Raw genomic sequence first — 24,204 nt, forward strand, 5'->3', positions numbered from 1 at the left:
GACAAACATTGCGCATCGCTCAAGACAGGTTCTCTTCAGGCAGTTTTTTTTCCAATGCTTCAATATATAATTTCAGTTTTTTATTCTCCTTTTTTAAGGCCCCCATTTTCAGTTCCCTGCCGACCATAAGCTTGTTGATACGTTCCACCTCATCGAGCTTGCGCTTTAACAGGCCGACGGCTTCCTCCTTTTCTCTTTCGGCTTTCTTCTTTTCCAGGGCATTCCTCAAAGCCCCCGGCAGCCGCATTAACCGGTCTTTCAGTATATAGTCATCCATCCCTTCTTTCATACATACCACAGCCAGTGTTTCTGAAAGTGAACCTGTAACCAGGATAAAGGGGATAAAAAGATTTAGGGATTTAAATAACCTGAATGCCTCGAGCCCCGTAAGCCGGGGAAGGGAATAATCAGCCAGGACAATGTGCGGCACATCTTCTTTCAACGCCTCCATAAAGGCCTCCTTCGTATCTACACGCTTTAATGAAAATCCTATTGCCGCTTTTTTCAGTTCATACCGGACCAGTTCGGCATCTGCCGGATTATCTTCAAGCATAAGAATTTTCAGATCCTCATTCATGAGCCCCCGAACTCACAAGAGAAATAAAGCGTATTGATTTACCTCACTTAAAGTTTATCACCCGCTTTAATTATTGCAAGTTCCCCACCTCTGATAAATAAATCCCCGGCAGGGACTATGACCGGCAGTTTGCTGCGGAGCGGCTCATTATCATTTCGTCTCATTATGAAAGCGGCAATTAAAGCTGAAAAGGGCAGTGGCCCATGGATTTATGTCTCTTGAGGGGCTTTGAGAGTGCAGCTATTTTAGGGGGGATCTGTTTACATCAATTATGCAATGCCTTGATAGAGACATTCATGGGGCGCCGCAAGGCGGACTTCCTTTTTTTCATTTCCTCCGTCACGGTAATCTTTCGGGGGTCCTGTCAATCATTTTTACGCGCCGGACAATCTTTCCATCGCTCTTCTTAATCTCTCATTCTCTTTTTTTAACTCACCCATTTTGAGTTCTCTTCCAACCATGAGCCTGTTGAATCTTTCCAGTTCATCAATATTTTGTTTCAGTTTTTCTTCCATTTTTTTTCGTTCCGTAATATCGATTGTATATTCTATTATCTGGATTACCTCTCCTTTATCGTCAAAGACAGGATGACTGTAGGCTTCTACAACGACGGCGTTCCCTTCAGCATCGAAATGAGTATGTTCCGCCATGGCAGGTTTTTTTGTTTCTTTTACTTCCTCAAGCAGGCAGAGGTGATCTTTTCCGTCGCAGGGGCTTTTTCTGTTATGGGTAAGCTCATAACAGGTTACGCCTTCTTCAAACTTGTCTTTTAAAGCCGCATTTGCCATTTTGACGGTAAAATTATGGCTGTCGATAACATAGAAGGGGTGAGTAATGGAATCAAAAACCGTCCTTAGAAAATCGCCCTGTTTTCGTATTTTCTCTTCACTGTTTTTTCGCTCTGAAATATCCCTGACAATACCCGTTGCATGCCATTTTCCGTTGACTTTGACAGATGAAATGGAGACTTCCACGGGAAACTCACTGCCGTCTCCCCGCAAGGCAATGCATTCTATCGTTTTGCCGACTAAAGGCCCCTCCCCCGTTTTACTGAAGGCTTTCATCCCTTCACCGGCATCCCTGCGAAAACGCTCGGGAAGAATTAGTTTATGTATGTTTTTCCCTGCCGCTTCATCAAAAACATAACCAAACATCTCTTCCGCTCTTTTGTTCCATAAATGGATATCCCCCTTTTCCTGAATGTAGATAATGGCATCCTGAGCCGTTTCGGTAATCACCCTTAAACGCTCTTCACTGGCTTTCAGTTTTTCAAGAGCTATCCTTCTTTCCTTTTCAGCCTCTTTCTTTTCAAGCGCATTCATAAGCGCTGAAGGAAGCCGTTTCAGGCTTTGTTTCAGGATATAATCGTCCATCCCTTCACGCATGCACTCTACTGCCGTCTCTTCATTGAGGGAACCCGTCACCAGAATATAGGGAATGTGCTTTCCATATTCCCTAAAGAGCTTAAACGCTTCCAGACCGGTAAATTGCGGGAGCGTATAATCGGAGAGAACAACATCCCACTTTGTCTCCCCAAACTCCCTGAGAAAGGCATCTTTTGTTTCAACCCTTTTCCATGAAAAATTTATTCCCCCCTTCTTCAGACTGAGGGTCATCAGTTCGGCATCATCAGGATTGTCTTCAAGAATCAAAATTTTTAATTCTTTCTCCATTATTTTTTCAGCTCATTCCTGTTTAGTTTTCAAATGTTCCTCCCCTTCAAGGGGGAGGTCAGGTAAATCTGCAATTTCCTGACCGGACAATGCCGGGTCCAACTGCTGTTTCAGATTTAAGCACTTTCTTTTTCCGTGCCTCCCTCTTTTTGTACTTCCCCATTCAAGGCAGTCTGTTCAGTATCATCCAGTAAAATCCGAGATCCGAGATGGTTTTGGCAAAGTCTTCGAAGTTAATGGGTTTGGTAATATAACTGTTGACGCCAAACTGGTAACTTTCAACAATATCTCTCTCCTCACTGGATGAAGTGACCACCACAACAGGTATGCCCTTTGTCCGCTCATCGGACTTGATCCTTTTTAAAACCTCGATTCCGTCCACCTTGGGCAGTCTCAGATCGAGCATGACCAGTTTTGGGGCATTTTTTATACTCCCGTCGGCATGGTTGCCCTGGCCAAACAAAAAATCGATCGCTTCGGCGCCGTCTTTTACCCAGACCAGTTTGTTGGCGAGATTACGTTTTTTCAGCGCCCTTATTGCCAGTTCCGCATCAGCCAGTGTGTCCTCAACTAAAAGGATTTCCACTTCGCCTGAACTCGTCATACCTCTCTCCTCTTAATCGTTATTTACTTTCCAAATTGAAAAGGAAGCTCTATCCATCATTTAAAAGTTTTCAAGAAGAGCTATAATTTTTTTCTCCAGGCGCTCTTTGACTCTTTGAAAAAGCGGGTCACCGCTCCCTGGGGAGAGAAAAATAAAAGGTCGCCCCTTCTTCTGTTTTTCCCTCAGCCCAGATTCGCCCGCCATGCTTTTCGATGATCCGCTTGACGATAGAAAGACCGGCGCCTGTTCCTTCGAATTCCTCTACTCCATGGAGCCGCTGAAAAACACCAAAGAGCTTGTCTTTGTAATCCATATCGAAGCCGACGCCATTATCCTTAATACTGTATATCTTTTCTTCTCCTTCAATTTTACCCGCCATTTCAATGATTGCAAGGTCCCTTGTCCTTGTAAATTTGACGGCATTGGAAAGGAGGTTGGTCAAAACCTGCCGGATCATGGGGCGGTCGCCAAAGACAGCGGGGAGCTTACCGGCTTTAAAACTTATCTTACGCTCCGGCGCCGCTGATTTAAGTTCATTAAAAATGTCATCTGCAAGCGCTTTCATATTGATGCGGCATATGTTTATTTCCTTTCGTCCCATGCGGGAAAAATTGAGAATATCGTCTATGAGCCGCCCCATCCTGTTTGCATTATCTCTGACAATACTTAAATAGCGTTGCCCTTCTTCATCGACCTTATGGCTATACTCTTCCAGCAATATTCGTGAAAAACCGTCAATGGCCCTGAGCGGCGCCCTGAGATCATGAGAAACAGAGTAACTAAAACCCTCCAGGTCCTTCACTGCCGCTTCCAGTTCCTCTGTCCGTTCCTTCACTTTTTCTTCAAGCTCCTGGTTAAGTTTATTAATCTTGTCTTCGGCCTTTTTGTAATCACCAAAGTCCTCGAATATGATGGCAAACTTGCCTTTTTCAGGCGAGTAGGCGAGGACGCTGTACCAGCGGTCAAGCTCTTTTGTATAACTTATAAAGCGGGCAGGCTCCCCTTCCAGGGCCACTTTCCCGTAGGTTCCTATCCAGTCAAAGTCTTCCTTCACTATGCCGGGCAGCGCTTGTGTCACCCGCTTTCCGATAATGTCCTCCGACATAAGACCGGTCAATCTCTCAAAAGCGTCATTAACCTCCAGGAATATGTAGTCAACAGGAATGCCGTCGCCATCGACGATTATCTCGTGATAGGCAAAACCGTTGAGCATATTGTCAAAAAGGGCGCGGTATCTTTTCTCTCTCTTTTCAAGCGCCTTTGTTCTCGCCGCGATCTTCACTTCAAACTCTGCATTCACCCTGGCCAGCTGCCCTCGTTTTTCATCGAGTTCCCTGCTGCTTGAAATTGCATTTTCATGGAGGGAATAGAGAAGCGTCAATATCTGCCCTCTGCTGCAGCTCACCTTGAGATAGCTGCCGTCAACCAGTATATCGGTAGCCTTCTCTTCAGGCCTGTTAACAACCTGCAAGTGCTGCTCGATTACAGCAGTGACCATGGAAAGAATACTGTCATTGCTGCAGGGTTCGGTAATATAGTAATCGGCCCCCGCATTGAGGGCCTGTATAAACTCATCCACATGGGCAAGGCGGGTGCGCAGGATGAGAGGGATATCCCTTGTTGCATTGTCATTCTTGATATTCCTGCACATATCGAAACCTCTCATAAAAGGCATGGTTGCATCACCAATAATTATATGGGGAACCTCCTTCCTGGCAAGTTCGAGGACTGCCTCTCCCTTTCCCGCTGTTATAACGGAATAGCCTCCCCTGGAAAGGATATCCTTTAACAAAGGCTGCTGCCGGCTGCGGTCCTCAACAACCAGTATTTTACTTTCCCCGCTCATAAGTAATAATCCCTCCTTTTATCAGCTTGCCCCATTCTCTCCCCTTAATAATCAAGCCTTTAGAGATACCTTTTATTTAGGGTTTATATGCTTTTGACGCTTCGTCATTGAGTTCACTTTTTTCCGGAATCTTGTCAACGGGCGAGATCAGAAGCTACGCCTTTTTCGGGCAGGGTGAACCGGAAAATAGCCCCTTTGCCCACTGTCCCTTCAGCCCACAACCTTCCACCGTGCTTATCGATAATCCTCTTGACGATGGCAAGACCGGCGCCCGTTCCTTCAAATTCATCTGTTCCATGGAGCCGCTGAAAAACGGCAAAAAGCTTCTCTTTGTACGCCATATCGAAGCCGACGCCATTGTCCCTGACAGAGTAAATTATTTCATCATTTTCAATTTTAGCATCCACTTCAATGCTTGCAACGTCCCTTGTCTTTGTAAATTTGATGGCATTGGAAAGGAGGTTGGCAAAAACCTGCCGGATCATCGACTGGTCTCCGGAGGCAGTTGGAAGCTCACCGGCTTTAAAGTTTATCTCACGGCCCGGCGCCATTAGCTTGAGTTCATTAAAAACCTTCAGTGCAAGCGCTTTCATATCGATATCACTCATATTCATTTCTTTTCGGCCCATGCGGGAAAACTTGAGAATATCGTCTATGAGCCGCCCCATCTTATTGGCATTATCTCTGACGACCTTTAAATAGCGCTGCCCTTCTTCATCAACTTTATTGCCATACTCTTCCAGCAATATTCGCGAAAAACCGTCAATGGCCCTGAGCGGCGCTCTCAGATCGTGAGAGACAGAGTAACTGAAGGACTCCAGGTCCTTGTTTGCCGCTTCAAGTTTACCCGTAGAGCTTTTCAGGTTACTATTCAGTTGCAACAGCAGTTCTTCAGACTCTTTTCTATAGGAGATATCCTCAATAACGGAGATAAAGTATTTCGGCTTGCCTGCCGACTCACGAACGAGCGCTATGGACAGGTTTATCCAAACGATAGAGCCGTCCTTTCGTATATAGCGCTTTTCCATAGCGTAGTTCTCAATTTCACCTTCAAGTATTTTATTGATACAATTAAGGTTTTTTTCAAGGTCATCAGCATAGGTAATATCCTGAAACGTTTTTTCAAGTAACTCCTCCCGGCTGTAGCCTGCAATCTCACAAAGTTTGCGGTTAACAGCGAGCCACCTGCCGTCAAGGGCCACCCTGCCGACACCGACGGCCGCCTGCTCAAATGTGGCGCGGAACTTCTCTTCACTGTCACGAAGCAGTTCCTCCGCCCTTTTACGCTCCGTAATATCTTCGTGAACGGAAACCCATACCTTTCCATATTCGGGGTGATTAAATTCTGAAACCGATGCATAGCACCAAAATGGCGTGCCGTCTTTCCTGATATTTTTTATTTCACCTCTCCATTCACCGCTCTCGTTGAGCGCTTTTATTATTTTTGCTGTCCCTCCTTCAGCTTCTTTATTATCGGAAGCTGAAGGCGCATTAACAATGGAGATATGCCGACCAATCATTTTCCCTGCTTCATAACCGAACATCTCTTCAAACTTGGGGTTGGCAAATACAATAATACCGTCGTTGGCCCTGACAAGGTTAACGCCTTCATTCATGTTGGTTGTAATTTCAGCGCTCAGTTTCCGCTCCGCTTCGGCCCTTTTGCGCTCTGTAATATCACTCCAGATACTCTGAATGAAAGTGTCATTGTCTATCGATATGAGCCTGCTGCTGACCAGAATATCTCTTAGCTCTCCATCTTTTTTCCTGTGTTTCGTTTCAAAAAGATCACTTCCCTCCCTTTTTATTTTTTCTATATGCATTTCCACTTCTTCAGCAGATTCCGTCACCTCGAAGTCCGGGATTTTCAGCTTTTCAAATTCTTTACGCCTGTAACCGAGGCTCTCGTATGTCTTTTCATTGAAGGCGACCATCTTTCCATTAGCAGGGTCAATGAGAACGATAGAGTCGGCAGCCTGATCGAAGATGGCCCGGTACTTCTCCTCCGACCGCCTTACCTCGGCCGTTCGCTCTTCTACTTTCTGCTCCAGTTTCTCATTCAATAATTTAAGCCGCTCTTCAGCCTTTTTACGCGCACGCTTGGCCCTGACGGCCTCCACCAGGTTTGCCAGCGTTTCTGTGAAGGGTTGAATGAACTGTACCACGCCCTCATCATACCCATCCTCTCTGTTGGCAATGCAGAAGATACCCACCTGTTTATCTTCCTTGTAAAAGGGAATACCCAGAAAGGTATTAAGAGGAGGATGGCCTTCAGGAGTGCCGCCACTGCGGGGATCCCCGGCGGGATCATTGGATATGACCGGTTTCCCCGAACTTACCACGGCACCGAACAAGGTTTTCATATTACGGAATCCAAGCCCCGTCGTGGACGCTATCTTGTAGGTCTCCCGCGACGCCTGGTCCCAGGCCACATCCGATATGGCCAGAATCATTAAATAGGGTGTGCCGTCATCTTCATAAACGGTTTCAGCAATAAGTCCGTATTCACTTTCCGTCGCTTTAAGGAGTTCATCCAATACCTTGTTGTACATAACCATCTGATCAGCTTCGGCAATGAAATGATACTGTGACGTTCTTATAGCATCGAGAAGGCTGTTGGCCCTGCTTATTTCATCTTCGGCCCGCTTGCTTGCCAGAGCATCCATCATGGCTACGGAGAGACCTTCAATGGCTTTCTCATCGGCAATGTGATATCCACCTTCCTTATTCCCCAAACCTATCATGCCCATAACTTTTCCCTCTTTTATAAAAGGTACGCCAAGGAATGCGTAAAGAGGCGGGTGCCCCCGGGGAATGTCAACATGATCGGCATGGTTTTTAATGGCCTCTTCACCGTTTACGATTCTTGATTTTCCCTCCTTCATGGTCCCTCTGTCTACGCCACGAATGGCCATATCCTTGATGATAAGGGTGGCATGCCCCCGGGGAACCTTGCATTCGTCCCATCCGGGATTACTGATGGCAATGGTATCGAAAAGTCCCTTCTCATTAATCTCACCAAAGAATCCGAATTTGCTTCCTGTCAACTCCTCGGCTATGGAAAGGCATACTTTCCCCAATTCCTCCTCCGTCTTGCATCTGATCCTCTCCAGCAATACCCTGTTAATTGCACCAATTACCCTGTTCCGCCTTGCTGATTCATCTTCCACCCCTTTGCGCTTTTCAGCCATTTGATTAAAAGCAAAGGAAAGCTCGCCAATTTCATCCTTTTTGCCGGAAGCAATCCTGTAATCCAGGTCCCCTTCCCCGATCATTTTAGCGCCGCTCGCCGGTTCCCTGAGAGACCGTGAGAAGGTTCTGATAAATAAAAAAGACAGGATTATTACGGCTGAAGAAAGGATTCCCGTCAAGATCAGTGTGAAAATATTGACTCTTGTTTGAAATTTTACGGCGTCCTTATGCACCTTCTTACCCAGTTTGGAAGCATTGGCAACTATAGCCTGTGATTTAGTCAAGAGACGGCCGGCCTGTCTTTTCTCAAGCAAAAGGGCGGCATTGATCTTTTCCTGTGGCGCGCCTTCCCGCCGCAGGGCTTCTATTTTTTTGTAATTTGTCCTTAGCTGTGAAAACATGCCCGACAAGTCCCTGTACCGGGCATGCATTGATTTTAATAATTCCTCTTCTCCATCCTCAAGCAAAGCCGTAATGCCTTTCAGGGTCTCTCCCATGGCGTCATATTTTGACTGCCACTGCCGGACCATTCGCTGTTCATGATACAACAGGTATTCATAGCTGATTATTTCAAGCTGCGACAGGGCAATCTCAAGTTCCATCAACTGCTCATGTTTTTCGCCTTCCCTGTTGACCCGCTTTGATGATGTTGTAACAATGGAGAAAAGGAGCACAGCCAGAGCAAATGTCACGGCAGCGCCTATTAAGAGTTTATTTCTGATTTTCATTCTTTTTCACCACCCGCTTTTATCTTGTTCAGAAAATACCGGAATAAACCATGGAGGCAATAATGGTGTAGTCATTTCTTTTAAAGCTGTTGAACATGACGGACGTCCGGGCGACAGTTACCATATGGAGGCCGCCTTCATTCAACATCGTTGCAAGGGCGTTTTTGCCGGAAGCAAATTCCTTGATCGTTACATGAAGTCCCTCTTGCTGAAAATAGTTTTTCTTTTCCGCCACCCGGAGGGCTGCCGGAAGAATACTCATCTCTACTCCAGGGGTAAGTTTTTCGGGAGAGGCCGTCTTCTTATGAGGTTTTTCCCCGGGGAAATAAAAATAAATAAGGCCATCGGCAATAAAGAAGGCGATTATGATTCCAGTAAAAGTACGTTTTTTCATGAGACGAGAAATAACTTAATAAGATGAAATGCTGAAAAAGCTTCCCTTTCAGAACACTTCTCTCGAAAAAGAGTCCTGTTGCTCATAGTGATAAGTATAGCAGAAGATCAAAGATAACAAGGGAAAGGGAAAAATAAGGTTTGCCGGAAATATTCCCTACCGCCCCATTTGGAATATTAAAAATCTGTGAACTTTATAATCCCCGTCACGCCATTGAAAGGGATACGGAAGTGGAACTGGTTCTTGAGGATGTTCTTGAAGAATTGCCCGACAGGTTTGAAAGTGTCAATAATTTTGAACAGTACGGCAAATTTGACCAGGGGGTAGCGCCATGGAAAAGTTGACAGGGGAATTTTTATAATGATGAACTTAAAATGACCGTAAGAGAAGCCCTGAGTTACAGAAAAGAACTATAAACCAGGAGAAGCAGTGAAAAAAACAGTCCCTCCTTTATGACAGGCCTCAAAAAAGCTGTTCCCGAGCCACCCCGGTTGATCACGGTAAAGATAGCGCCATCATCATTGATGATTACAAATTTGATGGCCTCTCTTTTGATGATCTAAACAGCATCCATTGATGAGTCCTCTTATTGCCTCTTCACCTGCCGCAAGGCGCCGTCCCCCCTTCCTCTTTTCATGGCGGCCCTTGCGGTAAATCTGCCAAGGAATTCCCTTTAGGCTGAAAAGGTTCTCCCTGCCTTGTTTCCTTTCTCTTCAACCCCCTTTGCCATCTCTTCCCTGTAGGAAGCGAGCTTTTCTGCAATAAGCGGATATTTTATGGAGAGGATTTCCGCCGCAAAAATCCCGGCATTTTTTGCTCCCGCCTTTCCAATAGCCATGGAAGCGACGGGAATGCCACCGGGCATCTGAACCGTTGCAAGGAGGGCATCCATGCCCTTTAAGGGGGAAGAATCGATGGGAACACCGATTACAGGCAATGTCGTCTCAGCAGCAAGAACGCCTGCCAGATGGGCCGCCGCCCCTGCTCCTGCAATAATCACTTCAACACCTTTTCCCCTGGCCCCTGATGCAAGCGCGGAAGCCCTGGCCGGAGACCTGTGAGCCGAAGCAATGGTAAGTTCATAACCGATGTCAAACTGTTCAAGTGCTTTTGCCGCTTCTTCCATGACGGGAAGGTCAGAATCGCTCCCCATTAATATTAGTACCTTTACGCCTTTTTCCATTTTATAACCTCGCTAATCCTTTCTTTCCGATATCCTTTCTAAAATAGACGCCCTCCCATGAGATGGATTTAACAGCGTCGTAAGCTAAATTGATGGCCTCTTCCAGCCCTTCACCAAGGGCAGTCACTCCAAGTACCCTGCCGCCATTGGTAACTATTTTGCCCTCCCGGCCGGATGTGCCGGCATGAAAAACAACCAGATCCTGACGGTCTTTAAATGAATTGAGGCCTGATATTTCCTTCCCTTTTTCATAATTGCCCGGATAACCGCCGGCAGCCATGACAATGCAGACGGTTTTTCTCTCCTCCCATTCCATGGTAACGGTATGGAGTTTTTCTTCGACAACGGCCTCCAGAACGGGAATAATGTCGCTCTTCATACGCATCATAATGGGTTGGCACTCGGGGTCTCCAAACCTGCAGTTAAATTCTACAACACGGGGACCGTCTTTAGTCATCATAAGGCCCGCATAGAGTATCCCTTTATAAGGTTTGCCCTCTTTAGCCATGCCATCGATAAGTGGCTTGATAATTTCCTTAATAATCCTTTTTTCAAGCGCTTCCGTAACAACCGGCGCCGGGGAATAAGCCCCCATCCCTCCCGTATTGGGCCCCTTATCACCATCATAAACTGCTTTATGGTCCTGTGACGTGGGCATGGGGAGTATGTTTTTACCATCGGAAAAAACAAGGTAGGACGCCTCTTCACCATCCATGAACTCTTCAACAACCACCTTCTCGCCGGCAGCGCCAAAGGCCTTGTCTCCCATCATTGCCTCAACGGCCTCCCCGGCTTCAGCGAGAGTTTGAGCGACAACGACACCCTTTCCCGCCGCAAGGCCGTCGGCCTTTATAACAATGGGGGCGCCCATTTTATCAATATAGTCGAGAGCTTCTTTCTTTGAAGTAAAGGACGCATAGGCAGCAGTAGGAACACCATACTTTTTCATGATGGCCTTGGAAAAAGCCTTGCTCCCTTCCAGTTCTGCCGCGGCCCCGGAGGGTCCGAATATTTTCAGTCCCTCTTTCTCGAAATGATCGACAATGCCCATGGTAAGCGGCACTTCGGGACCGACGACGGTAAGATCGATGGCCTCTCTTTTTGCAAAGTCGGCCAAACCATCGATGTCGCTTGCAGAGAGATCTGCCGTTTCCGCAATTTCCGCAATACCTGCATTCCCCGGCGCGCAGTAGACTTTATCTACGAGGGAGCTTTTGCTTATCTTCCAGACCAGGGCATGTTCTCTTCCGCCACTGCCTATTACGAGGACCTTCATTTATTCACCTATCTATTATTATTTAATCCATAAACAACCCTCCTTACCTCTACCCTCAGGGGGCATCAAGACCCTGGTCAAGGGGAGGAGTAATTATATCCCCTCCTACCAGGGAGGGGACAAAGGAAAGGTTTAAGTTGAAAGGACTAACTCAGTTTTTCCTCTATCCTTATAACCTTCGTTGAATCCATAACCACATCAAGCTTGTCAATTTCCGTCAGGGCATGCCTCAGGTTCTTCTCCTGCGCCTCGTGCGTAATGATAACAAGGGGAACGGCCTTTTCCTCATGACGCCCTTTCTGAAGAACAGAAGAAATACTGATATTATGTGCGCCGAGAATTCCCGATATTTTTGAGAGCACACCGGGACTGTCAACAATTGAGAAACGGAGATAATACTTGGAAATAACCTCTCCAATATCCTTCATTTTAAGATCTTTAAGGATCTTATAGCCAAGGGGAGGTACCCTTCCCGAGATTCCATTAATAATATCTCTTGAGAGTTCGATAATATCACCGACAACAGCGCTTGCCGTCGGCATCATTCCCGCGCCGGGACCGTAATACATGGTAGGACCGATAGCATCGCCCGTCACATAAACAGCGTTGAGAACACCTTCTACATTAGAAAGGAGCGCCCCTTTCGGAATCATGGTGGCATTGACCCTTGCCTCGATTTCACCATCGGAATTTTTGGCTATGGCAAGAAGCTTGATTTTGTATCCAAGCTCGGTGGCATAATCAATATCCATTTTACTTATATCACTGATCCCTTCTGTGTGAATGTCTTCGAAAACGACCTTTGTTCCAAAAGCGAGGGAAGCAAGAATGGCAAGTTTGTGAGCGCTGTCGACACCTTCAATGTCAAAAGTAGGGTCAGCTTCGGCATAGCCCAGTTCCTGGGCTCTTTTCAATACCGTCTGAAAATCACCCCCCTTGTTTGTCATCTCTGTCAGAATGTAGTTGGCAGTACCGTTGATAATCGCGTCGATAGTTCCAAGATTGTTGGCAGAAAGACCTTCCTTGATGGCCCTTATAACAGGGATCCCTCCCCCGACACTCGCCTCAAAACCAATATCCGAACCACTGTCGGCCGCTTTTTCAAAAATTTCGGCGCCATGAACAGCAAGAAGCGCCTTGTTGGCGGTAACCACTCTTTTACCCTTTTCAAGGGCTGCCATAACAAAAGACCTGGCCGGTTCATAACCGCCGATCAGTTCGACAACAATATCGATGTCGGAATCATTAATAATATCACCGGCATCGGTAGAGAAAGCGACAGCTTTGCCCGCTGTTACACCCCGGTCAGTCTCTATGTCCTTGTCGGCAATACGGGTCAGCCTAAGCTCCGAACCGAGCCGTTCCCTGATGATGCCGGCATTGTCCTGTAATATTTTTACAACACCGGCGCCTATCGTCCCAAAGCCGATAAGCCCGACATTAATTGTCTCTTTTCCCATCATATTTTCTCCTTAATCCTCAAGGGGATAACAAATATTTAAAAGGGGGGAGTATAACAGAATAGTCCAAAACTTGTAAAGGAGCAGCAAAGGACCAAATTCCCAGGCCTTCTTCAGGGGAAGATTATAAAGCGCTCACGGGAAGCTTTTCATCCGAAAAACAAAGGAACTTTAAATAACACCCACCCTCTCGGCGCTAACCCATCCAACAAGGCCGCCAGGTGTTGAAACCTTGAACCACTGCTTGTCGGAAGCAAGAATGCTTACCTTCACACCCTCATTAATTTCGACTTGCGGCGTTCCCTGCGCCATGGGAACTTCATAAAGCTCGGCCTTGCCGCCAACGATAATCCCCTTATTCAAACTTTCCTGCCTGAACAATTCATAAGAAGCTATGGCAGCCAAAATAAGCGCTGCAAAAGTAAAAAGAGTCCCTGCTTTTTTGAGTTTCAATCTGCGGTTTTCATCGCCTGTAAGCAGCATTGCCGAAAAAAGAATAAAGAGGACAATGTAAAAGAATAAGGTCAAATCGGCTGACCGGGCAAAGGTAATAATGCCTGCGATTCCTTCCCAGGGCGCCGATGCATCGATGGAAGGATCAGTGAGGGAAAGCTGCTCTTTTACGAGGGAAAGATTGTATTCTACATCTTCGCTCCCCGGGGAAAGCTCAAGGGATTTTTCATAATTGAGCAACGCATAGCCCCCCTCACCGGTCTTCACATAAGCATTGCCGAGATTATAATAAACATCGGGGTTTATGATCCCCTTATTTATCATTTTTTTATACCCCTTGATTGCCTCATCATACCTGCCATCCATATAGGCAAGATTGGAAAGAGAAAAAAGCTCTTCCGTCGAAGCGCCTTCATTACCGGCATAAGCTTCACCGGTAAAAAGAAGGAGACACAGCGCACATAATGCCTTTTTCATTATTTTCATAGCTTCCTCTCAAGTCCCGATTTATCAAAATCCCTGATAATATTAACAGCCTCGTCAAGGAAGTTCTCCATCTCTTCCTTACTGTACCTTGTTGGTGAAAAACGCCCCATATCGGCCGTGGTCATCACTTTTTCAATGCGTTCTATAAGCGCCTCAGGACAACGGGCCTCACCAAGCACAATGCCAAGCTCCTCTTTTGATACCGAGGCCGGGGCCATATTCAGCTTGTGGGCAAAATAATCGATAAGGGCGGAAGAGGTTGAGCTAAAGAAATCCCTGCTGTCATCGGCAGAACTCATGGATTCAGCCAGCTTGAGGGCTTTCATGGCCCGTTTGACAGCGCCGGAAGTTTTCTCCTGTCTTCTGGAGGCCCCCCTTGCGGCAATGATTCCTGTTAAGGTGAGAGGCGGCAAAAGAATCAATATAAGATAGACGCCCTGAAAATAGGAATAAGGGTTCCAGTTAGCAAGATCACTTTTCATCCGGATGGGCCTCAGGCTCTTTCTGGCGGCGCCATTTCCCAAAAGCGCCCCGGGCTCGGAGGATTTGAGGAGGCCCGCTGCAGCGGAGGCCTTCACCGACACGGTAATATCTTTCGTTTTAAGGGTCCTGAATTTTTCCTTTGCCGGATCAAAGAAAGTAAATGAAAAAACAGGCAGTTTCAGATCGCCGCTTTTTAAAGGGACAAAAAGAAATTCAAAACTTTTTGTCCCGCTGATCATATCGTTAAAGGTAGAAATATCCATACTGTCCTTCGGTTCATAACCCCTGAAAAACTCCGATTCTTCATAGGAAGGGGGAGTAATGGCCTTAATATTTCCCACACCGGCAATCTTGACCTTAACGATAACGGGCTCATCCTCTTTCGCTTTCAGGTTCTCCACCCCGGCTTCAATGGTAAAATTTCCTGCAATACCGGAAAAACCTTCCGGCTCCCCGGGCAGAGGCAAGACCTCCACTTCAATAGGCTCCGTACGGAGTGTAATGGGCCTTGCAAAGGGATCAAGCAAGGCGCTAAAAGTTGTACTCCCAACGGTCAGCAAACCTTCCCTTGTTGGAAAGAGGACTTTCTTGATATCTTGCCTCAGATACCTCCGGCCCTTAATAATAACCTCTTTTGTCCCTTTCTGAGGCGGCAGGTCTTCTGACCAGAAATCGCTAAAGACAGGAGGATCATACTGGGGATTCTCCCAAAGCCTCACCTTGTGGAAAAAACTGAAAGTATAAAGAATGCCCTCTCCCAGATAGGCCTGTTTTTTATTCAAGGATGAAGAAATGAGTACTCTTCCCAGCGGGTCTGCCGAAAGACGGGAAAGTTGTTCATCCTTTTCCTCTCCTTGCGGCGCTTTGGGAGCTGCCGTAACGGTAACCTCAATTGGCCTGGAACGGTATTCATTCCCTTTGTAGGTCAGCTTCACCTCACCAACAAGGAATTTACCTTCCGACCGGGGAAGCAAAATATAATTCATTGTTTTAGACGCGCTTACTCTCCCGTTTACAAAGGAAAAACTGGAAGACTGAAAAGGCGCTCCTCCAATATCAAAACCATCGTGACCGGGCAGTGAAGAAGGCGCCGGCAAGGAGCCGATGACCTGTCCCGAAATTTTTACTGTAAGGGTCAGTTTGTCACCCATCATGAGCGTCTTTTTATCGACAAAAGACTCAATGGCAATTTCATTGGCCATGCAAAGGCCGGGAATAAATAAAGCAGCCGTCAGCAAGGCTGCAAAAATAAGGGACACATATTTTTTCATTTCATTTTACCAGTCTTTTTCCACTTTCACAGGTTTAGAACCTTGTATCATATCAGACATGCTTTGTAAATCCATATTCTGGTCTCCAAGGCTTTCCAAAAGGCGACTTGCCTCTTCTTTTGTCATTTCTTTTTCATCTCCCTTTTTCATTCCCTCATCTTTTGGAGAAGGTTCCTCCTCTTTTTCACTCTCATTTCCCGAGGGTGTTTGCTGAGCGTCATCACCTTCTTCCTTCTCTTCACTTTCCTGTTCCTCCCCCGAATCGCTTCCGCTCTCGTCCTCCCCCTCGTCTTTCTTCTCCTGCTGCTCTTGCTCTTCCATTACCTTGAGGGCCATTTCGAGGTTGATCTTGCTATCCAAATCTTTCGGATCATAACGGAGCGCATCTTTATAAGCCTCTGCCGCCTCGCCATATTTGCCGGAACCGTAAAGGGCATTCCCCATATTGTAAAAGCTTTTAGCCTTAACCTGGTCATCACCATAGGCAGCGCCCTCTTTATAAGCCTTGAGGGCAGGGTCGAGGTCTCCTTTCATGAGAAGGGCATTCCCCTTGTTATACTCGATGGGACCGTCTTTCTCGGCCTTCTCCGAGGCCCTGTCATACTTTTCAATGGCTTCATCATAATTCCCTTCCAGGAAAAGCGCATTCCCTTCCTCCACAAGTTCTTTGGGGGAACTGAAAGGCCCTATGGCAACGAGAAAGGGAAGAAGCAGAAAAAGCATTCTCATGAGGGCTTCCTCCTTAGCGGGATAAGCATCTCCAGTGAAAGCAGGATAAAAGCCAGCAGGAGGGGATACTGGAACCTTTCTTCCATGAGGGTAAAGAGCTTTGACGAAATGACGCTTTTATCCTTCCTGTCAAGCTCCGCCGCCAGTTGAGACAGGGCCGTTCCGCCCTGGAAGCTCTTGCCTCCGCCCTTTTTGGCAATTTCACTTAATATTTTCTCATCGACCCTCGATATAACCGTCTTTCCTCCCTTGTCCTTCTTGTAGTCGGCAATTTTCCCGTCTTTACCCAAAACAGGCACAGGTCCGCCGTCTTTGGTTCCAAAGGCCAGCGTATAGACTGAAATCCCATTTTCTGCAGCCTCTTTGGCGGAACGAAGGGGGTCACCGGTAGTATCTTCTCCATCGGTAAGGAGAACGAGCACCTTCTCGCGCCCTGCCTGTCCCTCCATCATACGGGCGGCCACTTTAATTGCTCCTGAAAGGTCTGTGCCTCCCCGGGGAATCATTCCCGCTTCCAGGCTTTTCAGAAAATTCTTGGCAGCGCCGTAATCCATAGTAAGGGGGCAGGCAACCACGGCAGCCCCCGCAAAGGCAACAATCCCTATACGGTCTCCCCTTCTCGAATCGATAAGCCTTGCCAGTTCCATCTTCGCCCTGACAATCCTGCTTGGAGCAATATCGGCCGAAAGCATACTTTTGGACAAATCAACGGCAACAACAATATCAATCCCTTTTCTTTCAACAATCCGTTCCTTGATTCCCCACTTCGGTCCGGCCATGGCCATTATAAGGAAAGTGAGACCAAGCAAAAAGAGAAGGCCTTTGAAGGCCCTTCCCCTTTTGAGAGAAGCATATTTTTTACGAATGAGGGATTCCCCCGCTTCAGGACCGGCCGAAGGGGAAAATTTTCCATACTTCTTTTCCGAATAGAAATGGAGCAGCACGGCAGGCAGAAAGAGCCACAGCAAATTAAGCCATTCTGTATTTGAAAAATTCACTTCCTACTTACCTCTCTTCAAGGAAAAGACCATAGCCAGGTCGACCGGAGCAATAAGGAAAAAAGAAAAAGGAAAAGGGCCGCTCCCAGAAAATATAAGTAAAGTTCCACATAGCTGAAATACTCTTTTATCTTAATATCCGTCTTTTCCAACTTGTCAATTTCACCATAGATACGAATAAGGGAATCGCGGTCTGTCGCGCGAAAATATTTGGCATTTGTTATTTTAGCAACCGCTTTGAGCGTCTCCTCATCCATTTCCGTCCTTACAATATTGCCGCTCCTGTCCCGGGCGTAGACCTTTCCAAAGACAGGATCATCAACAGGGATAGGAGCCCCCCCTTCTATTCCCACACCGACGGTGTAAACCTTGACGCTCAGCGCCGCCGCCACCCTGGCAGCCGTTGCAGGATCAATATTTCCGCTGTTATTTACACCGTCAGTGAGAAGAATAATGATCTTTGTTTCAGCTTCAGAATTTTTCAGCCGTTTTGTCCCTTCGGCAATGGCCATGCCGATGGCCGTGCCGTCCTGATAGCGCCCAATCTCCAGGTCATCAACCAATGAATAGAGAATGCCGTAATCAATGGTAAGAGGTGACTGGGTGTAGGCCTGTCCGGCAAAGGAGACAAGTCCTATCCTGTCGCTTTGTCTCCCCTGGACAAAACTTTTCAGCACTTCTTTTGCAACATAAAGACGGTTGTTCGGTTTAAAATCTTCCGCCTGCATACTGCCCGATATATCGAGAGCGAGGACAATATCCGTTCCTTTCGTTGAAACCTCTTTTTCCCGGTTAACAAGCTGCGGTCTGGCAAGGGCAAGTATTATTAAAACCAGAGCAAGAATATTAAGCAGTTTTGGAAAATTTTTCAAACGCATACGCAGCGATGGCCGGACCCTTTTGACCACCCTCACTGTAGGGTAAGAGAGGGCCGGTTTCATCCAGCCAAAGCGGAAATAAAGGGGGAGGAGAAAAAGAAGTCCTAAAAGAAGGTAATCATCAAAGCGCACTTTCTTCCTCCATGTTCTTTACCCCCCCGCTACTTTCACCGCTGACAGTTTGCCGGGCCATGTCTCTCTTTATGATTTCCCGGGCCCTTTCCATGAGTGCGGAAACATCCATCTCGGGAGGCGAATACTTTGCAAATTTGACCATATCACAATCGGTAAGAAACTTCTTAAGTAATGCCAGGTCTTCACTGCCCTTCTTTTCAAGGGTATGAAGAAGCTCTTCCGTTGTCATCTCCATGGCGTCAAAGCCTCTGATTTTCCCTTCAAAGTTTCTCAGAACATCTGCGACAAGGGTATAGTATTTTTTCACCTTTCCCTCTCTTAAAAGATTGAGCCCTTCAATCCTTTCAAGCGCTTTCAGGGCTTCTATATGGGGGGGGATAATTTCGAAAGGCACGTGAGGAACGTCTTCTCCCCTCATGCGGTTTAAAAAGAGAATGGTGGCTATTATGGCTGCCAGGATAAGGGCTGCCGCTATCCATGGCCAGAGGGGGCCTCCCTCGTCTACCTCAAGTTGCGGTTTAAGCGGTTTTATTCCCTGTTCATCACCTTTTAACAGGGCTTTCACACTTATCGTAACAGGTCCTGATTGGTAACTTTTCCCCTCATGGTCCTTTACCTCAAAGGGGGGAATAGTAAAATCCCCCACCTTGAAAATGTGCCCTTTAACAGTGAGGGTAGTTATTCCCGATTCCTCGTTAAAAGCCTCTTCCCTGCCTGAATACTCAAAGGGCGCCAGGGCCTTCTTGTTCACATCTCCCAGTTTGAAACCCTTTCCCTCGATTGCAATTCTCAGGGTGACAAGATCACCAATTCTGTAACTCTTCTCATCGCTGCTTATTTCCAGCTTACCGGCGATTGCCGGTGAAGGCAGGAGAACAAGCAGGATCAATATTGAAAAAAGAATCTTCGACACCTAGTACCTCTTGGCCCGTCTTTTAAAGAAGTTTCGTAATGGAACGATATAAGGATGAACCGTATCGATATCAATGGCATCGAGCTTCATTTTTTTTGTCATTGATTGCCAGGTCTCTTCACCGGCCGCACCAAGGGCCGCAAAGGTGTCCTGCCAGTCCCTGTCGGCAGGGTCGGCAGTAAAACGCTCTCCTGTTTCTGCATCTTCCAGTTCAACGAGACCCCGAAGAGGAAGCGCGCTTTCCATTTCATCCTTTATTCTTAAGAGGAGAAGATCATGTTTTTTAGAAATAATGGAAAGCTCCTTTTCATAACCTTCATCGATAAAATCGGAAATAAGAAAAACGATACTCCGTCCCTTTTCCACTTTGGCAAGATATTCGAGCGCTTTTGTAATGGATGTTCCTTTTGCCGGCGGACTCATTGTAACCAGTTCCCTGATGACTCTCATTCCGTGGGCCCGCCCTTTTCGCGGCGGCAGGTAGAGATCAACGTCCTCGGAAAATGTAAGCAGACCGACCCTGTCATTATTACGAAGGGCCGAAAAGGCGAGCAGCGCCCCCACTTCGGCAATGAGGTCTTTTTTACTCTTCTCTGATGAACCGAAGTCGTGAGATGCGCTGGCATCGACAACAAGCATGACCGTCAGTTCCCTCTCTTCAACAAAACGCTTAACAAAGGGATTTCCTGTTCGCGCCGTTACCTTCCAGTCGATGGCGCTGATCTGGTCGCCGGGATAGTAATGTTTGACCTCGTCAAACTCCATACCCCGGCCTTTGAAGACGGAATGATACTCACCACCGACAAGACTGCTGACATCTTTTCTCGTCGATATTTCTATTTTTCTTATTTTTTTGAGGATTTCTTTTGCAAGCATGAGGTATTAAAGAAGATTACAGTTGGTTGGATTTTAAATGACAGCAACAGACCTGAGAAGAAGAGTAAGCCGTCTCCTGTCAATGTTATAACAGCCTCTTAATTAAAGATTTAGACCGCAAAAGGTTTTCAATCTTTTCTATTCCCATTCAACGAAACCGAGTGAAACAATTGCCTTCGGGAATAAGGGGATCAACGGTTTGAATGCAGCGAGTTTTTATCCCCGCCACAGGTAATTGCGTGAGCGAGGGAAGCCGCAGGCCAAAGTTTAATCACCTGAAAACAATGTTCTGGAAAAACCTGATTCCCCTGCGGAGCCGATGTATAAATAATTATCTTTAAGGAACTTCCACTGCGTCGAAGATCTTCCTGATTACATCTTCAGGACTAACTTCTTCAGCTTCCGCCTCGTAACTCAAAATAACCCTGTGTCTCAGGATATCGAGAGCAATGGCCTTAATATCTTCAGGCGTAACAAATCCCCGGTGCTTCATGAATGCATTAGCCATAGCCGCTCTGGCAAGGAATATGGAAGCCCTGGGGGATGCCCCGTATTCAATGAGATCTTTAATATCTGCCAGGCCATACTCTTCAGGGCGCCTGCTTGCCGAAACGAGGTTAACAATATACGTTTTTATTTTATCGTCAACGTAAATCCTGTTAACAACTTCCCTGGCAGCAATAATGTCATCGGTGGTGGTCACCTTTTCTACGGCAAGTTTTGTGCCTGCAATATTGCGGGTAATAATCTCTTTCTCTTCATCTTTAGCGGGATAAGTGACCTGCAGTTTGAACATGAAACGGTCAACCTGGGCCTCGGGAAGCGGGTAAGTTCCTTCCTGTTCTATGGGATTTTGGGTAGCAAGAACGAGAAAGGCGTCGGCAAGAGGGAATGTTTCATCGCCGATGGTCACCTGTTTTTCCTGCATTGCTTCCAGCAGTGCGCTCTGAACCTTGGCAGGCGCCCTGTTGATTTCGTCGGCAAGAACGATATTGGAAAAGATGGGCCCCCTCTTTACAGAAAAGCTGCCGTCTTTCTGATTATAAATTTCCGTCCCTACCAGATCGGCAGGGAGCAGGTCGGGTGTAAACTGTATCCTGTTGAAGTCAGCATGGACGGCATCGGACAAGGTGTTAATGGTCAGTGTTTTTGCCAGGCCCGGAATCCCTTCCACAAGGATATGGCCACCTGTGAGAAAGCCCATGAGGAGCCTTTCCACGAAGTTCTTCTGACCGATAATTACTTTTCCTACTTCACCAAGAATGTCGTCAACAAAACGACTTTTTTCTACAACTTCCCTGTTTAACTGTTCCAGGTTAACTGTTTCTGACACAGGCTCTCCTTAAGGTTCTTTTTTATCCTTGCTTCAAGCTGCCTTGCCCTCTCCCTGGAAACACCGAGATGATCGCCTACTTCCTGGAGCGTCATCGGTTCATCGGCCATTAGCCTTTTTTCTATAATAAACCGGTCTCGCTCCTTCATGGAAGAAACGACATCAGCCACGTCTTTTTTTATGACGGCTTTTTCCTGGGCATCGGCAACGATTTCTTCCTGATTTGCCTTGTTGCAGGGGAGAAGGTCCATATGGGTCGTCGTTCCTTCATCATCGATTGTCGAATCAAGAGAAAAGTCCCTGGCGCTCATCCTGAGATCCATCTCCTCAACATCACCTTCTCTTACGTCGAGGCTCTCGGCAATGGCCTTGTAGTCATCACCACGGGCCAGCTTTTCCTTGGCCTGGTTCAGCTTGTAGAAAAGTTTTTTCTGGGCCTGCGTCGTCCCGATTTTAACAAGGCTCCAGTTTTTAATGATGAATTCCTGGATATAGGCCTTAATCCACCAGACGGCATAAGTGAGAAGACGATAGCCCTTATGGGGATTGAATTTCTTTACCGCCATAAGAAGGCCGATATTGCCTTCCTGAACCAGGTCCATCAGCTTGAGTCCGTAATTTCTGTATTCGTTAGCGATTTTTACGACAAAACGGAGATTTGAAGTGGCAAGCCTTTCAGCCGCTTCCCTGTCGCCATATTCGCGCAGGCGGACAGCCAGGTCAAACTCCTCTTCCTGTGTAAGAAGAGGGTACCTGTTTATTTCATTCATGTAGAGAGTTATGTCATTTGTTCTGGTTAATGCGTACATCTCTATCCTCCACCATTCTCAAAACTTTAGTCCGCTATTAGCACTCTAATGCTGTGAGTGCTAATAATATAAACATTATCTCTTTAAAATGCAATAGTTAGCACAATTTTTTTTATCTTTTTGCACTTCCTTTGACAGGGGACTTTAAAAAAAGTTCAAACAGACAGGGGTTTATTGTAAAAAATTATTTCTGCCGTCATGAAACTTCTTTAAAGCAGTTGACCTCTTTTTATAATAAGTTTACAGTAAATAAAAAAACTATCGGGGCCTGACAATGACACTAGTATCAATTATGAAAAATTCGCCAGGGAAAAAAAGGTTAAATCTTATCATCCTCTCCATCTTAATTTACTGGGGAGCGCTCACTTCTTATTGTGAAGCCATTGTGCCGGGCGACGACAAGATAAGAAAGAAGATCGTCAAGATCTACGCTTCCCAAAGCAGTCCTGACTATCTCAACCCCTGGAGGTCGGGAGCGGCAACACAGGTCAGCGGTTCGGGCTGCATCGTGGAAGGCAACAGGATCCTTACCAACGCCCACGTCGTTGCAAACAGTACCTACCTGGAAGTAAGACTCCACGGCAGTTCCAAAAGATACAAGGCAAAAGCCTTAAAAGTCGCCCATGAAGTCGACATTGCGCTGCTGGAAGTGGAGGATGAATCCATATTTGCAGGCATCAGTCCCCTCAAACTGGGCAAACTCCCCGAGGCACAGCAGGAAGTTCTCGTCTACGGATTTCCTATCGGCGGCGATTCTCTCAGCATCACCAAAGGGATTCTTTCACGGATAGAGCACCAGAGTTATGTACATAGCGGGGACTATTTTCTGGCCGGTCAGATTGATGCAGCCATCAATCCCGGCAATAGCGGCGGCCCTGTCATTGTAGACGGTAAAATTGCCGGCATCGTCATGCAGTCATATAGCCCGCTTCACTCGGAAAACCTTGGCTATATGGTGCCGGCCCCCGTGATCCGGCATTTTTTCGAAGATCTGGAAGATGGTGAATATGAGGGCTTTCCAGCGCTCGGCCTTCACACGCAAAACATTGAAAATCCGGCAATGAAAGAGAAATACAGCATGAACAAAAACAGGACCGGCGTTGTCATAAACCACATCTACTTCAAATCACCGGCACAGGGAAGGCTGAAAGTTAACGACATCGTCATGGCCGTAGACGGGCATGCCATAGCCGACGACGGCACGGTAGAATTCAGGCCCGGAGAGAGGACTTTCTACTCCTACTTCATAGAAATGCATCAAATGAATGAAAAGGTAGAAGTGGATATACTTAGAAAGGGAAAAATAAAAAAATTCACATTTAAGCTGAGAAATGAGAAAGACGACCTTATGCTCGTGCGAAACATGAAGGAAAAAAATCTTCCCAGGTACTTTGTTTTCGGCGGCATCGTTTTTACCCCTCTTACAAAGAACCTGGTTCAGCAATGGGGAAGAGGATGGCGGCGCCGCGTTGATGAAGAACTGCTCTATGAAATTTCAAACTGGCCGAGCAAAGAAAAAAAAGAGGTCGTTGTTGCCCTCAAGGTACTTGCAGCCGATCTGAACAGGGGCTATCACAAAATCAGGAATTGGGCAGTGGAAGAAGTGAATGGAAAGAAATTCGCTAATTTCGATGAATTCATAAATATCATTTCCCGTGAAAAGGAACCCTTCATTGAATTTAAAAACCGCAAGGGATACCGGATAGTCATAGACAGGCTAAAAGCAGGAAAGGATAAGGAAAGTATCCTGAAAACCTATCGTATCAAGGAAGACCGCTCACCGGATCTGAAATAAAAAATCAAATAGAAATATTCAGCAAGGCCTCCGCAGGCAACGGGCTATTTTCGTGAAAAATACGCTTCCTCCCTCTTTCGGCAAGCCACGGGAAGGACTCCCCCTGCAAACG

The 24,204-nt window shown here is 46.6% G+C and carries 20 protein-coding genes; 2 read left to right on the forward strand and 18 right to left on the reverse strand.

Annotated elements, in window-relative coordinates; genetic code table 11:
• Window positions 1–19: 19 nt before the first annotated feature.
• The 6 genes from OEV42_04175 to OEV42_04200 form a co-directional block, all read right to left on the reverse strand.
• A complete protein-coding gene (locus tag OEV42_04175) occupies window positions 20–577 on the reverse strand; it encodes a response regulator (protein MDH3973458.1) in 558 nt (185 codons plus the stop codon).
• A gap of 374 nt (window positions 578–951) precedes the next feature.
• The gene (locus OEV42_04180) at window positions 952–2,250 is read right to left on the reverse strand and encodes a PAS domain S-box protein (protein ID MDH3973459.1); all 1,299 of its coding nucleotides are present in this window, start codon (window positions 2,248–2,250) and stop codon (window positions 952–954) included.
• 163 nt (window positions 2,251–2,413) lie between these two features.
• Window positions 2,414–2,854: a response regulator gene (locus OEV42_04185; protein ID MDH3973460.1), complete on the reverse strand. Its 441-nt coding sequence runs from the start codon at window positions 2,852–2,854 to the stop codon at window positions 2,414–2,416.
• 127 nt (window positions 2,855–2,981) lie between these two features.
• On the reverse strand, window positions 2,982–4,700 hold the full coding sequence (locus tag OEV42_04190; GenBank protein MDH3973461.1) for an ATP-binding protein: 1,719 nt from the start codon (window positions 4,698–4,700) through the stop codon (window positions 2,982–2,984).
• Between the two features lie 134 nt (window positions 4,701–4,834).
• On the reverse strand, window positions 4,835–8,620 hold the full coding sequence (locus OEV42_04195; protein MDH3973462.1) for a PAS domain S-box protein: 3,786 nt from the start codon (window positions 8,618–8,620) through the stop codon (window positions 4,835–4,837).
• Between the two features lie 28 nt (window positions 8,621–8,648).
• Complete coding sequence (locus tag OEV42_04200) at window positions 8,649–9,014, reverse strand: ABC transporter substrate-binding protein (protein MDH3973463.1); 366 nt, start codon at window positions 9,012–9,014, stop codon at window positions 8,649–8,651.
• Between the two features lie 140 nt (window positions 9,015–9,154).
• Between OEV42_04200 and OEV42_04205 the strand changes: the two genes are divergently transcribed.
• The gene (locus OEV42_04205) at window positions 9,155–9,358 is read left to right on the forward strand and encodes a hypothetical protein (GenBank protein MDH3973464.1); all 204 of its coding nucleotides are present in this window, start codon (window positions 9,155–9,157) and stop codon (window positions 9,356–9,358) included.
• Between the two features lie 329 nt (window positions 9,359–9,687).
• Here the strand turns inward: OEV42_04205 and purE are convergent, their stop codons facing one another.
• The 12 genes from purE to OEV42_04265 all read right to left on the reverse strand — a co-directional run bounded on the left by purE (window position 9,688) and on the right by OEV42_04265 (window position 22,297).
• Window positions 9,688–10,197: a 5-(carboxyamino)imidazole ribonucleotide mutase gene (gene purE / locus OEV42_04210; GenBank protein MDH3973465.1), complete on the reverse strand. Its 510-nt coding sequence runs from the start codon at window positions 10,195–10,197 to the stop codon at window positions 9,688–9,690.
• Window position 10,198: 1 nt separating this feature from the next.
• Window positions 10,199–11,473: a phosphoribosylamine--glycine ligase gene (gene purD / locus OEV42_04215; GenBank protein MDH3973466.1), complete on the reverse strand. Its 1,275-nt coding sequence runs from the start codon at window positions 11,471–11,473 to the stop codon at window positions 10,199–10,201.
• Window positions 11,474–11,619: 146 nt separating this feature from the next.
• The gene (locus OEV42_04220) at window positions 11,620–12,933 is read right to left on the reverse strand and encodes a homoserine dehydrogenase (protein ID MDH3973467.1); all 1,314 of its coding nucleotides are present in this window, start codon (window positions 12,931–12,933) and stop codon (window positions 11,620–11,622) included.
• A 171-nt stretch (window positions 12,934–13,104) separates the two neighbouring features.
• Complete coding sequence (locus OEV42_04225; protein MDH3973468.1) at window positions 13,105–13,872, reverse strand: tetratricopeptide repeat protein; 768 nt, start codon at window positions 13,870–13,872, stop codon at window positions 13,105–13,107.
• On the reverse strand, window positions 13,869–15,626 hold the full coding sequence (locus OEV42_04230) for a BatD family protein (protein MDH3973469.1): 1,758 nt from the start codon (window positions 15,624–15,626) through the stop codon (window positions 13,869–13,871). The genes OEV42_04225 and OEV42_04230 overlap by 4 nt, the downstream gene beginning before the upstream one ends.
• Window positions 15,627–15,632: 6 nt before the next feature.
• On the reverse strand, window positions 15,633–16,355 hold the full coding sequence (locus tag OEV42_04235) for a tetratricopeptide repeat protein (GenBank protein ID MDH3973470.1): 723 nt from the start codon (window positions 16,353–16,355) through the stop codon (window positions 15,633–15,635).
• The gene (locus OEV42_04240; protein MDH3973471.1) at window positions 16,352–17,353 is read right to left on the reverse strand and encodes a VWA domain-containing protein; all 1,002 of its coding nucleotides are present in this window, start codon (window positions 17,351–17,353) and stop codon (window positions 16,352–16,354) included. The genes OEV42_04235 and OEV42_04240 overlap by 4 nt, the downstream gene beginning before the upstream one ends.
• Window positions 17,354–17,370: 17 nt before the next feature.
• Entirely contained in the window at window positions 17,371–18,363 is a 993-nt protein-coding gene (locus OEV42_04245; GenBank protein ID MDH3973472.1) for a VWA domain-containing protein, read from the reverse strand.
• Window positions 18,353–19,279, reverse strand: coding sequence for a BatD family protein (locus tag OEV42_04250; protein ID MDH3973473.1), 927 nt, complete (start codon window positions 19,277–19,279; stop codon window positions 18,353–18,355). The genes OEV42_04245 and OEV42_04250 overlap by 11 nt, the downstream gene beginning before the upstream one ends.
• Window positions 19,280–20,155, reverse strand: coding sequence for a DUF58 domain-containing protein (locus OEV42_04255; protein ID MDH3973474.1), 876 nt, complete (start codon window positions 20,153–20,155; stop codon window positions 19,280–19,282).
• A gap of 337 nt (window positions 20,156–20,492) precedes the next feature.
• Window positions 20,493–21,488, reverse strand: coding sequence for a MoxR family ATPase (locus OEV42_04260; protein MDH3973475.1), 996 nt, complete (start codon window positions 21,486–21,488; stop codon window positions 20,493–20,495).
• Window positions 21,458–22,297, reverse strand: a complete 840-nt coding sequence (locus OEV42_04265) for an RNA polymerase factor sigma-32 (protein MDH3973476.1) — start codon at window positions 22,295–22,297, stop codon at window positions 21,458–21,460. Before OEV42_04265 ends, OEV42_04260 begins: the two co-directional genes overlap by 31 nt.
• Window positions 22,298–22,589: 292 nt before the next feature.
• On the opposite strand from OEV42_04265, the gene OEV42_04270 reads away from it, so the two are divergent.
• Complete coding sequence (locus tag OEV42_04270) at window positions 22,590–24,092, forward strand: trypsin-like peptidase domain-containing protein (GenBank protein ID MDH3973477.1); 1,503 nt, start codon at window positions 22,590–22,592, stop codon at window positions 24,090–24,092.
• Window positions 24,093–24,204 lie beyond the last annotated feature (112 nt).

The sequence above is a fragment of the Deltaproteobacteria bacterium genome (genome assembly GCA_029860075.1).
Taxonomy (GTDB): domain Bacteria; phylum Desulfobacterota; class JADFVX01; order JADFVX01; family JADFVX01; genus JAOUBX01.